General features: G+C 69.4%; 16 protein-coding genes. 9 read left to right on the top strand and 7 right to left on the bottom strand.

Features of this window, described 5'->3' with window-relative positions:
* Nucleotides 1–393: 393 nt before the first annotated feature.
* On the bottom strand, nucleotides 394–600 hold the full coding sequence (locus tag EDM04_RS11210) for a hypothetical protein (protein WP_123622099.1): 207 nt from the start codon (nucleotides 598–600) through the stop codon (nucleotides 394–396).
* Nucleotides 601–654: 54 nt separating this feature from the next.
* A complete protein-coding gene (locus EDM04_RS11205; protein ID WP_123622097.1) occupies nucleotides 655–1,638 on the bottom strand; it encodes a formyltransferase family protein in 984 nt (327 codons plus the stop codon).
* A gap of 180 nt (nucleotides 1,639–1,818) precedes the next feature.
* Here EDM04_RS11205 and purS point away from each other — a divergent pair, with 180 nt between their 5' ends.
* From purS to ilvD, 6 genes are all read left to right on the top strand, one after another.
* Nucleotides 1,819–2,070, top strand: coding sequence for a phosphoribosylformylglycinamidine synthase subunit PurS (gene purS / locus EDM04_RS11200; protein ID WP_123622094.1), 252 nt, complete (start codon nucleotides 1,819–1,821; stop codon nucleotides 2,068–2,070).
* Nucleotides 2,067–2,744, top strand: coding sequence for a phosphoribosylformylglycinamidine synthase I (gene purQ, locus EDM04_RS11195; protein ID WP_123622092.1), 678 nt, complete (start codon nucleotides 2,067–2,069; stop codon nucleotides 2,742–2,744). Before purS ends, purQ begins: the two co-directional genes overlap by 4 nt.
* Nucleotides 2,745–2,782: 38 nt before the next feature.
* Nucleotides 2,783–3,175 carry a VOC family protein gene (locus EDM04_RS11190; protein WP_123622090.1) on the top strand — a complete coding sequence of 131 codons (393 nt, stop codon included), beginning with the start codon at nucleotides 2,783–2,785 and terminating at the stop codon, nucleotides 3,173–3,175.
* 89 nt (nucleotides 3,176–3,264) lie between these two features.
* On the top strand, nucleotides 3,265–3,624 hold the full coding sequence (locus EDM04_RS11185; protein ID WP_123622088.1) for a helix-turn-helix domain-containing protein: 360 nt from the start codon (nucleotides 3,265–3,267) through the stop codon (nucleotides 3,622–3,624).
* The gene (locus tag EDM04_RS11180) at nucleotides 3,621–3,962 is read left to right on the top strand and encodes a PemK-like protein (RefSeq protein ID WP_123622086.1); all 342 of its coding nucleotides are present in this window, start codon (nucleotides 3,621–3,623) and stop codon (nucleotides 3,960–3,962) included. Before EDM04_RS11185 ends, EDM04_RS11180 begins: the two co-directional genes overlap by 4 nt.
* A gap of 85 nt (nucleotides 3,963–4,047) precedes the next feature.
* Complete coding sequence (ilvD, locus tag EDM04_RS11175) at nucleotides 4,048–5,835, top strand: dihydroxy-acid dehydratase (protein ID WP_123622084.1); 1,788 nt, start codon at nucleotides 4,048–4,050, stop codon at nucleotides 5,833–5,835.
* Between the two features lie 71 nt (nucleotides 5,836–5,906).
* Here ilvD and EDM04_RS11170 read toward each other — a convergent pair whose 3' ends face one another.
* The gene (locus tag EDM04_RS11170) at nucleotides 5,907–6,161 is read right to left on the bottom strand and encodes a hypothetical protein (RefSeq protein WP_123622082.1); all 255 of its coding nucleotides are present in this window, start codon (nucleotides 6,159–6,161) and stop codon (nucleotides 5,907–5,909) included.
* Nucleotides 6,162–6,309: 148 nt separating this feature from the next.
* The gene (locus tag EDM04_RS11165) at nucleotides 6,310–6,729 is read right to left on the bottom strand and encodes a universal stress protein (RefSeq protein WP_123622080.1); all 420 of its coding nucleotides are present in this window, start codon (nucleotides 6,727–6,729) and stop codon (nucleotides 6,310–6,312) included.
* A gap of 103 nt (nucleotides 6,730–6,832) precedes the next feature.
* Between EDM04_RS11165 and EDM04_RS11160 the strand changes: the two genes are divergently transcribed.
* The gene (locus EDM04_RS11160; RefSeq protein WP_123622078.1) at nucleotides 6,833–7,318 is read left to right on the top strand and encodes an NYN domain-containing protein; all 486 of its coding nucleotides are present in this window, start codon (nucleotides 6,833–6,835) and stop codon (nucleotides 7,316–7,318) included.
* 36 nt (nucleotides 7,319–7,354) lie between these two features.
* On the opposite strand, the gene EDM04_RS11155 is transcribed toward EDM04_RS11160, so the two are convergent.
* Nucleotides 7,355–8,026: a S26 family signal peptidase gene (locus EDM04_RS11155; RefSeq protein WP_123622075.1), complete on the bottom strand. Its 672-nt coding sequence runs from the start codon at nucleotides 8,024–8,026 to the stop codon at nucleotides 7,355–7,357.
* A gap of 160 nt (nucleotides 8,027–8,186) precedes the next feature.
* On the opposite strand from EDM04_RS11155, the gene gcvT reads away from it, so the two are divergent.
* Together gcvT and EDM04_RS11145 are read left to right on the top strand one after the other, a co-directional pair.
* Nucleotides 8,187–9,359, top strand: a complete 1,173-nt coding sequence (gene gcvT / locus EDM04_RS11150) for a glycine cleavage system aminomethyltransferase GcvT (RefSeq protein WP_123622073.1) — start codon at nucleotides 8,187–8,189, stop codon at nucleotides 9,357–9,359.
* A gap of 115 nt (nucleotides 9,360–9,474) precedes the next feature.
* Nucleotides 9,475–9,954 (top strand): hypothetical protein, encoded by a 480-nt coding sequence (locus EDM04_RS11145; protein WP_123622071.1) that lies wholly within the window; start codon nucleotides 9,475–9,477, stop codon nucleotides 9,952–9,954.
* A 32-nt stretch (nucleotides 9,955–9,986) separates the two neighbouring features.
* Here EDM04_RS11145 and moaC read toward each other — a convergent pair whose 3' ends face one another.
* Complete coding sequence (moaC, locus tag EDM04_RS11140) at nucleotides 9,987–10,517, bottom strand: cyclic pyranopterin monophosphate synthase MoaC (protein WP_123622069.1); 531 nt, start codon at nucleotides 10,515–10,517, stop codon at nucleotides 9,987–9,989.
* The gene (locus EDM04_RS11135) at nucleotides 10,510–11,964 is read right to left on the bottom strand and encodes an NAD(P)H-hydrate dehydratase (RefSeq protein WP_123622067.1); all 1,455 of its coding nucleotides are present in this window, start codon (nucleotides 11,962–11,964) and stop codon (nucleotides 10,510–10,512) included. Before EDM04_RS11135 ends, moaC begins: the two co-directional genes overlap by 8 nt.
* Nucleotides 11,965–12,051 lie beyond the last annotated feature (87 nt).

Raw genomic sequence — 12,051 nt, 5'->3', positions numbered from 1 at the left:
GGCGAAGCCGCCGGCTTCCAGAGGCGCGAAGCGCCTCGCTGTCACCGGCGCTACGCGCCGGTTTCAAGCGAGAGCTTCGCTCTCGCCCTGCCGCGAGGACGGCGCAGGCGTTCACGAGAGCTCCGCTCTCGTGAGCCAATCAGAACGCTTCGCGTTCTGATGACGACGTAAGCACCGCAAGGAGCGCAACGAGCGTACGCCGTCCTCGTGGCTGGGGCTTTGGAAGTCTTCACCGTAGCATCGTTGTTAGCTTATAAACAGCCGCCAGCAACACCTCTCGATCACGTATAACCCCTAATCAACCAATTTGCGAGCCGTACTCCCGGTATCGATCAAGGGAGGCTCTTCGACGGCCGATCGTTTCAGTCGGAATTGGCTCGGAACACGGAACTCTCACGGGTTCGAGCTCCCCGGCCGTGGCATCTCCGAGGGGAGCACCTCCGGGAGCCCGTCGAGCAGCGACGCGGTGTAGTGGAGAAATACGGCGAGCGCGGCGAGCGACAGGAGCACGAGAAACAGGAGGATCAGCCGCTCGTCGGTGCGCACGACCGCGCTGGCGTCGGCGGCGAACCGGCGGACGCCCCCGTGCGACTTCGCGATCGACGATGCGTCTCGCGGGTCCTTAAAAGCGGGCGCTGCCGACTGATCGCCGATTCAGTCGCTCTCGGCGGCCGGCGGCTGCGAGCGCGACAGCGGCTCGCCGTCGACCGGTTCGTCCGGGTTCGAGTCGATCGCGGCCTCGCTGAGCCCGAGTTGGGCGTCGACGTCGGCGTCCTCGCGGACGTGGACCGTGCCGCGGTGGATCGCGATGGCGTCCGCGAGGTGGAGCCGGACCGCGTCGAGCAGCACGTCGGCCTCGAGGGGTTGCCCCCGGCGCTTGATCTCGTCGACGTCGGCGTCCGGGGGCACGTCGAAGGCGCGCTGGGCGATCACCGGCCCCTGATCGAGGTCGGTCGTGACGTAGTGGGCCGTGACCCCGGCGATGCGGACCCCCGCGTCCTTCGCCTGCCGGTACGCCTCCGCGCCGGGGAACGCCGGTAACAGCGAGGGGTGGACGTTAATGATCCGGCCCTCGTACCGGAAGACGACCTCCGGCGAGAGGATGCGCATGTAGCGGGCGAGGGCGATCAGGTCCACGTCGTACTCGGCCAACAGGTCGAGGAGGCGCTCCTCGTCGGTGTTGCCGTTGCCGTCGCCCACGTCGTAGAAGGGCTTGTCGTAGCGCTCCGCGAGCGACCGGAGGTCGCCGCGGTTGCCGATCACGACCGGGATCTCGGCCTCCTCGCCGTCGTCGGCCAGATCGCCGTTGGCCTCGGCCTCCAAGAGGGCCTCGGGCGCGTGCGTCTCCTTGGTGACCAACAGCGCGATCCGGCGGGCGTCGCGGTCGCTCGGGAACCGGACCTGGATGTCCACGTCGAGCTCGCGGCCGAGCTCGGCGAGCGCGCGGCGGAGCTCGCCCCGGGAGGTCTCCAGCTCGGAGGCGTCCACGCGGGTCGTCATCCGGAAGACGCCCTCGCGGACCGCCTGATCGAGGTCCTCGATGTTGATCCCCCGCTCGAACAGCAGGGAGGTGACCCGCGCGATGAGTCCGGTCTTGTCTCCTCCGACGACCGTGATCTCGGTCAGTTCGCGGGTCATGCGACGATCACCTCCGATGATTCGAGCGGCTGCATACAGGCGATGGAGAACGCGGAGGGGTTTGCCCCTTTCGTTCCGTGACGACCCTGCCGCCCACACGATCGACTAATACATATTCACAAACGTGGATGGAAAAGACGTTCCAAAACGGTTTTTACACACGACCCCGCACTATCGGACATGACTGCCTACACCGCGACGGTGACGGTCCGCCTGAAGCGGGGCGTCCTCGACCCGGAGGCCGAGACGACCCAGCAGGCCCTCGAACGCCTCGGGTTCGACCTCGAGGACCTTCGGTCTGCCGACCGGTTCGAGGTCGACCTCGATGCCGCCGACGCCGACGAGGCCGCCGCCCGCGCCGACGAGATGGCCGAGCGGCTGCTCGCGAACCCGACGATCCACGACTACGAGGTCGCGGTCGCGGAGCGATGACGGTCGCCGTCGTCCAGTTCGGCGGCTCGAACTGCGACCGCGACGCGGTGCGCGCGCTCGAGCACGTCGGCGTCGACGCCGAGCGCGTCTGGCACGAGGACGGGCTCCCGGCCGACGCCGACGGGATCGTCCTCCCCGGCGGCTTCTCGTACGGCGACTACCTGCGCGCCGGCGCGATGGCCGCCCGGTCCCCGATCATGGCGGAGGTCCGGGCCGCGGCCGAGGCGGGCGTCCCCGTGATCGGCGTCTGCAACGGCGCGCAGATCGGCTCTGAGTCCGGCCTCGCCCCCGGCGCGTTCACCACTAACGCCTCCGCGCGCTTCCAGTGTGAACCGGTCCACCTCCGCGTCGAGCGCGCGGACACGCCGTGGACCGCCGCCTACGAGGAAGGCGACGTGATCGAGGTCCCCATCGCCCACGGCGAGGGTCGCTTCGAGATCGGCGAGGCGGCCCGCGCCGACCTCGTCGCCGACGACCGCGTGCTCTTCCGCTACTGCGACGCCGACGGGAACGCGACGGAAGACGCGAACCCCAACGGCTCCACCGACAACGTCGCCGGTGTCCTCGGCGAGCGCGAGTCGGTTGCGGTGCTCATGCCCCACCCCGAGCGCGCCACGCTCCCCGACCTCGGTCGGAGCACGGACGGCGCGGGGATCCTCGAAGCGTTCGCCTGACTCTCGGTTTTTTTGCCGTCGGCACCGAATCCGACGCCATGCAGGCACGTCACATCGACCACGTCAACCTCCGGATCCCCGCCGACGGCGTCGACCACGCGCGGGAGTTCTACGGCGAGCGACTCGGCTTCGGGATCGAGGACGCGCTGTACGCGGCCGACGAGAAACCCTTCTTCGACGTGCGGCTGTCGGCGACGGCGGTGATCCACCTGTGGCCGACCGACGAGTTCGAGCCGCCGACCGCGACGAACTACGACCACGTCGCGGTCGTCGTCGAGGAGTCCCTCGACGACATCGAGAGCGAGCTGTACTCGGCGGGCGTCGAGGTCGAGAAGCGGCTCGACTCCCCGCTCGGCGCGACCGGGGAGGCGCCGGCGGTGTACGTCAGGGACCCGTTCGGGTACCGGGTAGAGATCAAAGCGCGGGTTTGAGGCCTGTAAGGTCCGAAGAGACGAGAGTTCTCGAAGTCTTATAGCAAACACACCAAACAGCTATGAGCCAACAGTACCAACATCCGGCTATGTCGAGCGGCACGATCGATATCGACGAGTTCGAGAACGCCGACGACGATGAGTTCGAAACCCGAAACGACACCGAGCGAATCGTCTCGTTCCTCGACGAGAACGACGATCGCGCCTGGAAGGCGGCGACGGTTGCCGAGCGGCTCGGACTGGAGAAGGACGCTGTCAGTGCGATCCTCTCGCGACTGAAGGGACGGGGTCTCGTGCGTCACAAGAGTCCCTACTGGGCGATTACGGACGACGAGGATCGACTTCGAGCCGCGTACCGGCTACATCGACATCACGAGGCTGCAGACGAGAAATACGGTGAGGAACGTCTCGAAGAGCTACGGACCGACGAGATGGAGGAGGTCCGGTGACGGCGTTCGAGGAACTGGAACGCGGTGACGTCGTCTGGGGTATCGATCCGCTTTCGGACAAGGGCCGCCCGATGCTCGTTCTGGGAACGCCTCAGTTTCCTAACCACGGTGTGCAACTGATTACCGTCTTGATCTCCACGATGGCCTACCACGAACAGTGGCTCACGCTTCGAGACGACGACTACGAGGGCGACCCGCTCGGGAAGCGAAGTCACGTCCTGCCGTGGTCGCTTGCGACCCTCAACAATGCTACAGAGGTGGAGTTTCGCATGACCTCTCTTGTCGACAAACGGATCGAAGATGTTGCGGCCCAATCGGTCGGATACATTACTTCCTGACCGAACGGGTTCGGCCCGATCCCTCTCCCCGAGCAACCCTTGTTTCCTTGCGTCCGTTTAAGACCCCCGAGGGACAGGATCGGGTATGAGCGAACAGCAGCCGCGGTCGGAGGGAGAGCGCTCCCGACGCCGCGACGACGCGGACCGGTTCGCGGGCGAGAAGGACGGGGACCTGCGGAGCAGGGACGTGACGGAGGGGGCGGACAAGGCCCCGCACCGCGCGATGTTCCGCGCGATGGGGTTCGACGACGAGGACCTCTCGTCGCCGATCGTCGGCGTGCCGAACCCGGCGGCCGACATCACGCCGTGTAACGTCCACCTCGACGACGTGGCGGACGCCGCGATCGACGGGATCGACGCGGCGGGCGGGATGCCGATCGAGTTCGGGACGATCACCATCTCCGACGCCATCTCGATGGGGACCGAGGGGATGAAAGCGAGCCTCATCTCCCGCGAAGTGATCGCCGACTCCGTCGAGCTCGTCTCCTTCGGCGAGCGGATGGACGCGCTGGTGACGGTCGCCGGCTGCGACAAGAACCTCCCCGGCATGCTGATGGCGTCGATCCGCACCGACCTCCCGTCGGTGTTCCTCTACGGCGGCTCGATCATGCCCGGCGAGCACGAGGGGCGCGACGTGACCATCGTGCAGGTGTTCGAGGGCGTCGGCGCCTACGCCGAGGGCGACATGAGCGGCGAGGAGCTCGACGACCTGGAGCGTCACGCCTGCCCCGGCGCGGGCTCCTGCGGCGGGATGTTCACGGCGAACACGATGGCGTCCATCTCCGAGGCGCTCGGGATGGCGCCGCTCGGCTCCGCCTCCGCGCCCGCCGAGGACGCGGAGCGCTACGAGGTCGCCGAGCGCGCCGGCGAGCTCGCCTTAGAGTGCATCGAGGAGGACCGCCGCCCCTCCGACATCCTCTCGCGGGAGTCGTTCGAGAACGCGATCGCCTTACAGACCGCCATCGGCGGCTCCACGAACGGCGTGCTCCACCTGCTCGCTTTGGCCGCCGAGGCCGACGTGGACCTCTCGATCGAGGACTTCGACGAGATCTCGCGGCGCACGCCGAAGATCGCGGACCTCCAGCCCGGCGGGAGCCGTGTCATGAACGACCTCCACGAGGTCGGCGGCGTGCCCGTGGTCCTCCGCCGCTTGCTGGAGGCCGACCTGCTCCACGGCGACGCGATGACGGTCACCGGCCGCACCCTCGCCGAGGAGCTCGCGGAACTGGAGGAGCGCGGCGACCTCCCGGACGACGACGATATCGAGGCGGACTTCCTCTACACCGTCGACGACCCCAAGGAGGAGGAGGGCGCCATCAAGATCCTCAAGGGGAACCTCGCGCCCAACGGCTCGGTGCTGAAGGTGACCGGCGACGACGAGTTCTATCACGAGGGGCCGGCCCGCGTGTTCGAGAACGAGGAGGACGCGATGGAGTACGTCCAGTCGGGCGCGGTCGACTCCGGCGACGTGATCGTGATCCGCAACGAGGGGCCGACCGGCGGTCCCGGCATGCGCGAGATGCTCGGCGTCACCGCCGCCGTCGTCGGCGCGGGCCACGAGGACGACGTGGCGCTGCTCACCGACGGCCGCTTCTCCGGCGCGACCCGCGGCCCGATGATCGGCCACGTCGCGCCCGAGGCGGCCGACGGCGGCCCGATCGGGCTCATCGAGGACGGCGACCACGTCACCGTCGACATCCCGGAGCGCGACCTCGCCGTCGACCTCTCCGAGGAGGAGCTCGCCGAGCGCCGCGAGGAGTGGGACGCGCCGGAACCGCAGTACGAGGGCGGCGTCCTCGCGAAGTACGCCCGCGACTTCGCCGGCGCGTCCGACGGCGCCGTGACGAACCCGCGGCTGACACACGATTTATAAGGGAACGAGCGGCCGTCTCCGAGGGTTCGTAAGCGATTCCGAACCGTCTCCCGGTTCTCTTTCCTCGCTCTCTACTCCCCCGCCGCCCCGCCGTCGGTGTGCGCGGTCCGGACCGACTCGGCGCGCCAGACGTTGCTCCGGCGGCCGGCGCGCGACAGCTCCATCTTGACCACCGAGCCCACCGGGAGGTCCGCGACGCGCTCGCGGGCGTCCTCGTCGGCGTACTCGACGACGTGGAACGTCTCGTTGCGCGGATGTGCACGTACCGTGGTGCAATCGTGATCGTTCTGCTCGGAAATGACGGTGTATGCATTTGATTCAGACATCTTACTCCGACATTCTTGGACATCCTATTTCAATACTTCGTATATTCACTACAGTCGTCGATCAGGTGGTAATACGAATATAAGGTGTTCAAAAGTCGAAACGACGGCGGGGAGAACGACCGCCGATTCCGCTCGTCGAGGCGACGGTTCACCGAACGACCGTCACGGGCGCGGCGGAGCCCCGGACGATCTTCTCGGCGATGTTGCCGACGAGCAGTCGGTCCGCGAGGGTCCCGCTGTGGCTCCCGATGACGACGACGTCGAACTCCTCGCTCGCGTCGACGACCGACCGCGCCGGGTGGCCGGCCATCACGTCCGTCTCGATCTCGGTCCCGCTCTCGGCGGCGATCTCGCGGGCGCGCTCGAGCAGGTCGCTCGCCTGTTCTCTCGCCGCCTCCTCGGTGTCGTCGGCGAGCGCGAGCCCGGCCGCGCCGCCCATCATGGAGGAGGGCTGGCCCACCACGTGGAGCACGACGATCTCGGCGTCCGGGTGCGCCTCCAGCGCGAACCGGAGCGCCCGCTCCGCCATCTCCGACTCGTCCATCGGGACCAGCACGCGGGATATCATGGACGGATTACGATCGACGCACTGATAAGTGGTATGTTCTCATGGATCAATTCCGCTCCGTCAGACCAGCACGCATATCTCCGCGGGCGACTCACCGGGAGGCATGGAATCCAGCCGGTCGGACGACGGACCCGTCGGCGTGGCGCTGTTCGTCGACGGACCGAACGTGTTGCGCGAGGAGTTCGACGTCGACCTCGACGACGTGCGGGTCGCGGCGGAGGCCGAGGGGCAACTCGTCACCACGCGGCTCTACCTCGACGAGCACGCGACTCCGGGACTCATTCAGGCCGCGGAGGCCCGCGGCTTCGAGGTCGTCGTCACGAGCGGCGACGTCGACGTGAAGCTCGCGGTCGACGCGGCGCGCTTCGCGGCGGAAGGGAGAATGTCGACGCTCGCGATCGCCTCGCGGGACACCGACTTCAAGCCGGTCGTCGAGACCGCGAACGGGTACGGGATCCGGACGCTCGCGATCGCGCCCGGCGAGTTCGGCCGGTCCGACGCCCTCCGGAACGCCACAAACGACTCGGTGACGCTCGACGGCGACAGAGGCGGCGACGATGGCGACGGCGAAAACGGCGACGGGTCGTAACCGGCGACCGATCGGCGACTGATCGGCCCGCTCTTTCTATCGCTCGCGCCCGTTGCGAGCCCCTCGCCGCGCCCCGATCCGCCCGAAGAGGAGCGCGCCGAACCCGCCGGTGGCGGCGGCGAGGCCACCGAACCCGACCGCGGTCGGGAGGAGTCCCACCCGCGCTATCGCGGCGTCGGCGCCGACGCGGAACCAGCCGAGGTTCGGGACCGCGAACAGCGCCTTGGCCGTGATCCACTCCTCGCGGACGACCGGGGCGATCCCGGCGCTCTGGTCGTACTCGCCGTTGGCGTCGCCGTAGGTGACGTACCCGTCGTAGGGTGCGGGACACGCCGCGATCGTCGCGCAGTCGCCGTCGAGCAGCGCGGGGTCGGCCCGGTCCGTCCAGTCCTCGCCGGCGCTCACGGGGAAGGCGATCCGGTGCAGTATCGGGCGTTGGCCGTCGCTCGGCGGGTCGAAGACGACCACGTCGCCGGGGCTCCCGAACGTGGTCGGCGCGTCGGATTCGGCCGCGCCGACGAGCCCGCCCCAGGGGAACCTGTCGATCGAGGTGACGACGACGAGGTCGCCCCGCTCGACCTCCGGGGCCATGCTCCCGCTCTCGACGGCCACGAAAGGGGGCCACGCGCCCGCGACCGCGGCGACGACGACCGCGACCAGCAGGACCGCGGCGGCGGGCGCGAGCAGCCCGGAGAGGTTGCGCGTCACGTACGCTATCCGGGGTGGAAACGGCTTGAGGCTGTCGGCGGTCGGATGGATCGCGGCCGGGGCGCGGCGCGGTTGCGGCCGCGGTGCGGCGGGATCGCGAGACGGGGACCGGGTGCGGGGGATGACAAGACCTTAGGTCGGGCCGAGCGACGGGTCAGCCATGTCAGACCGACGCACCCCGCTCCACGGGGTCCACGCGGATCGCGGCGCGAAGTTCACCGACTTCGGCGGGTGGCAGATGCCGGTCGAGTTCGACTCGATCAGCGAGGAGCACGCGGCGGTCCGCGGCTCGCTCGGCGTCTTCGACGTGTCGCACATGGGCGAGATCGAGGTGTCGGGGCCGGACGCGACGACGCTGATGAACCGCCTCACGACCAACGACGTGGCGGCGCTCGACCCGGGCGACTCCCAGTACGCCGCGATCACGAACGAGGAGGGCGTCATGCTCGACGACACGGTCGTCTACCGCCTCCCGGACGGGATCGAGGCGGGCGACGGCGACGACGCGCTCGCCGGACTCGACCGCGACCTCGACGCCGGCTCCGGCGACCCCGCCTACCTCTTCGTCCCCAACGCGGGCCACGACGGGCAGATGTACGACCGGTGGGTCGACTACCGGGACGACGAGGGGCTCGACGCCGCGGTCGCGAACGCCACCGACGACTGGGCGATGCTCGCGGTACAGGGGCCGGACGCGGCCGACGCGCTCGACGACGCGACCCCCGCGGACCGGGTCGTCGGGCTCTCGAAGTTCGAAGCGACCGTCGCGGCGGTCGGGGAGGTCGATAGCTGGGTCGCTCGAACCGGCTACACCGGCGAGGACGGCTTCGAGGTGATGTGCCCCGCGGGCGACGCGGAGACCGTCTGGGGGGCGTTCGCCGACGCGCCGCGGGACGCCCAGCCCTGCGGGCTCGGCGCGCGCGACACCCTTCGAACCGAGATGGGCTATCTCCTCTCCGGGCAGGACTTCGACCCCGAGACCGAGCCGCGGAGCCCCTACGAGGCCCGGATCGGGTTCGTCGTAAAGCTCGACACGGAGTTCGTCGGTCGCGACGCCCTCGAGGCCCAGAAGGAGGAGGGCGTCGACGAGAAGTTCGTCGGGGTCCGCCTGCTCGAACGCGGCGTCCCCCGCAACGGCTACGCCGTCACCGACGGCGACCTCACCCGAGTCGGCCAGCTCACCTCCGGCACGATGAGCCCCACGCTCGACGAGCCGATCGGATTGGGGTACCTCCACGAGCACTACACGGAGCCGGGCACCGAGGTGAGCGTCGTCGTGCGCGGCGACGAGAAGCGCGCCGAGGTCGTCATTCCGCCCTTCTTGGACCGGTAGGAGGAAGGGGTTTCGGACGCGATCGTGACGGAAGGGCGTCAGATACGACGCGGAACGGCGTCCAGATACGGCGGCGCTGCGGTAATTTGATTGTGGTTTACACGAAAGTCCAAATATGCGACGACGTCGACTCCTCGCCGGAAGCGCCGGGGCGGCAGTCGCGGGGTTAGGTGGTTGTCTCGGCGGCGACGTCTGTCTCGGTAACTGTCCGTCGTGTACGGGCGAGGGGAGCTGGCCGCCGACCGTCGAGGTCGAGGAACCGGAACTCGATCCCGGCGGCTCGGAGACGTTCGACGTCCGCGTAGACGGTATTACGAATTTTTCGTTCGATTCGCGACTGTACAAGTGCGGTCCGAACGACGCGCCGGTACAGTTCGGGGACGTCGAGTTCAGACCCCCCATAGACTCGCAGGCCGACTCCTGTCCGCCGATCTACGTGTGGGACGACTGCACCAACGCGACGCTAAGCGTGACGGTCCAAGCCGCACAGGACGCCGAACCCGGTGAATACGAGTACGGGTTCAGCGTCGGAAAGACGGTCGGAGAACGGCGCTCGAAAGACTACGAATATGCGGTCACGGTGAACGCGGAGTGAGGTCGTGAACGCGAGACGACTGCGACTACGGTTCACTCCCCGGTGGGTCGCTTCTCCTTCTCGACGACCTCGACGTCCGTGATCCCGGTGTCGGGATAGCCGCCGTCGTCGTCCTTCTCCGCGGCCTTCACCATGTCCCAGACGACGTTGAGCCCGGTGGTCACGCCCTCTAAGGCCTCCATCTCGCAGCCCGTCTTCCCGGTCGTCTCCACGGCGACCGTCAGCTCGATCCGGTCGTCGTCGACCGCGAAGTCGGTGTCGACGTTCGTGATCGGGATCTGGTGGCACATCGGGATCGTCTCCCAGGTGTGTTTGACGGCCTGCACCGCGCCCACCCGCGCGGTCGCGAGCACGTCGCCCTTGCCGACCTCGTCGGCCTCGACGGCCGCGATCGTCGAGGGGGTCAGCCGGATCTCGCCGCGCGCGACCGCGCGGCGGCTCGTGTCGGGCTTGTCGCCCACGTCGACCATCCTGACCTCGCCGGACGCGTCGGTGTGGGTCAGGTCGGCAGCGAGGCCGTCGGTCGCCTCGTCGGCGACGCCGTCGTCGGGGTCGTCACTCATCACGCATCGCCTCGGGAATCCGGTCGGGTAAGTCCGTCGCCACGAGGCCGTATCCCATCTCCTCGGCCGCCGCGTCGCCGGCCAGCCCGTTGACGTACGCCCCGACCGCGGTCGCCTCGAAGGGGCTCGTCACGGCCGCGAGCGCGCCCACCGCGCCCGCCAGCACGTCGCCGGTCCCGCCGACGGTCATTCCCGGGTTGCCCGTGCGGTTCAGCCGAACCGCGTCGCCGTCTGTGACCACGTCCGTCGCGCCCTTCACCAGCAGCGTGTGGCCGATCTCGTCGGCGAACGCCCGCACGAGCTCCGCGCGCTCGTCGGGGTCGTCGGCGGTCTCGCCGCCCATCCCCACCAGTTCGCCCTGATGCGGCGTGCAGATCAGCCCCGCGTCCGTGTCGACCTCGGGGACGACCCGCAGCGCGTCGGCGTCGACGACCGCGCGCCCGTCGTACCGCGAGAGGAACTCGCGGACGAACTCGCTCGCCTCGTCGCCGTCGCCGAGCCCCGGCCCGAGCACGACGACGTCGTTGCCGTCGGCGAGCGCCAGCGCGCGGTCGACGTGGGCCGGACCGATCCGGTCGCCCGGGAGCCCGCGGACGATCAGGTCCGCGGAGTACCCCTGTACCGTCCGCGCCACCGTCTCCGGGCAGGCGACGCGCACGAGGTCGGCGCCGGTCCGGAGCGCCGACCGGGCCGAGAGGGAGGGCGCGCCGGCGTACGGGCCGCCGCCGATCACGAGCACCTCGCCGTTCTCGCCCTTGTGCGAGTCCGGATCGCGCGCGATCCCGAGCAGGTCGCCGGGGCCGGTGAACCGCTCCGCCGCCGCCGGGATGCCGATGTCCGCGACGGTCACGTCCGCGTCGAGCGCCGACAGCCCGGGCTTCTCGTCGTGGAAGGTGACGACGCGGTCGGCCTCGACGTGGACGGGATCGGGGTTCGCATCCCCGGAACCGGTCGGCTCGCCGGTGTCGGCGTCGATCCCGGAGGGCACGTCGACGGCGACGACCGCGGCGTCGCTCTCGTTCGCCAGCCGCGCCGCGGTGCGTTCCGGTTCCCGAAGCGCCCCCGTCGCTCCGGTCCCGAGCATCGCGTCGACGATCACGTCCGGGTCGTCGAGCGCGAGGTCGGCGGCGTCAGAGACCGTCTCGGTCGGAATCTCGGCGCTTTCGAGGGCATCCCAGTTCTCGCGCGCGATCTCGGTCCGGATCGACTCGGGGCGTCCGAGCAGGCGGACCGTCGCGTCGTACTCCGAGAGAAAGCGCGCCGCGACGAACGCGTCGCCGCCGTTGTTCCCGCGCCCGCAGAACAGCTCGATCGTCGCGCCGGGGTCGGCGATCGCCCGGACCTCGCGGGCGACCGCGTTGCCGGACGACTCCATCAGCTGCTTCCGCGGGACGCCGAGGGCGGCGGCGTTGGCGTCGACCGCCGCCATCCGATCGGTGGTGATCATGGACGGGCGTTCGCGCGCCGACCGGTTAATGGTGAGGCCGCGGGGCGGGAGCCCGTCCGGGAGTTCGGGACGGCGATCGGGGCCGCG

The sequence above is a fragment of the Halorubrum sp. CSM-61 genome (genome assembly GCF_003781945.1).
Lineage (GTDB): Archaea > Halobacteriota > Halobacteria > Halobacteriales > Haloferacaceae > Halorubrum.
This window is presented reverse-complemented; position numbering and strand designations above follow the sequence as displayed.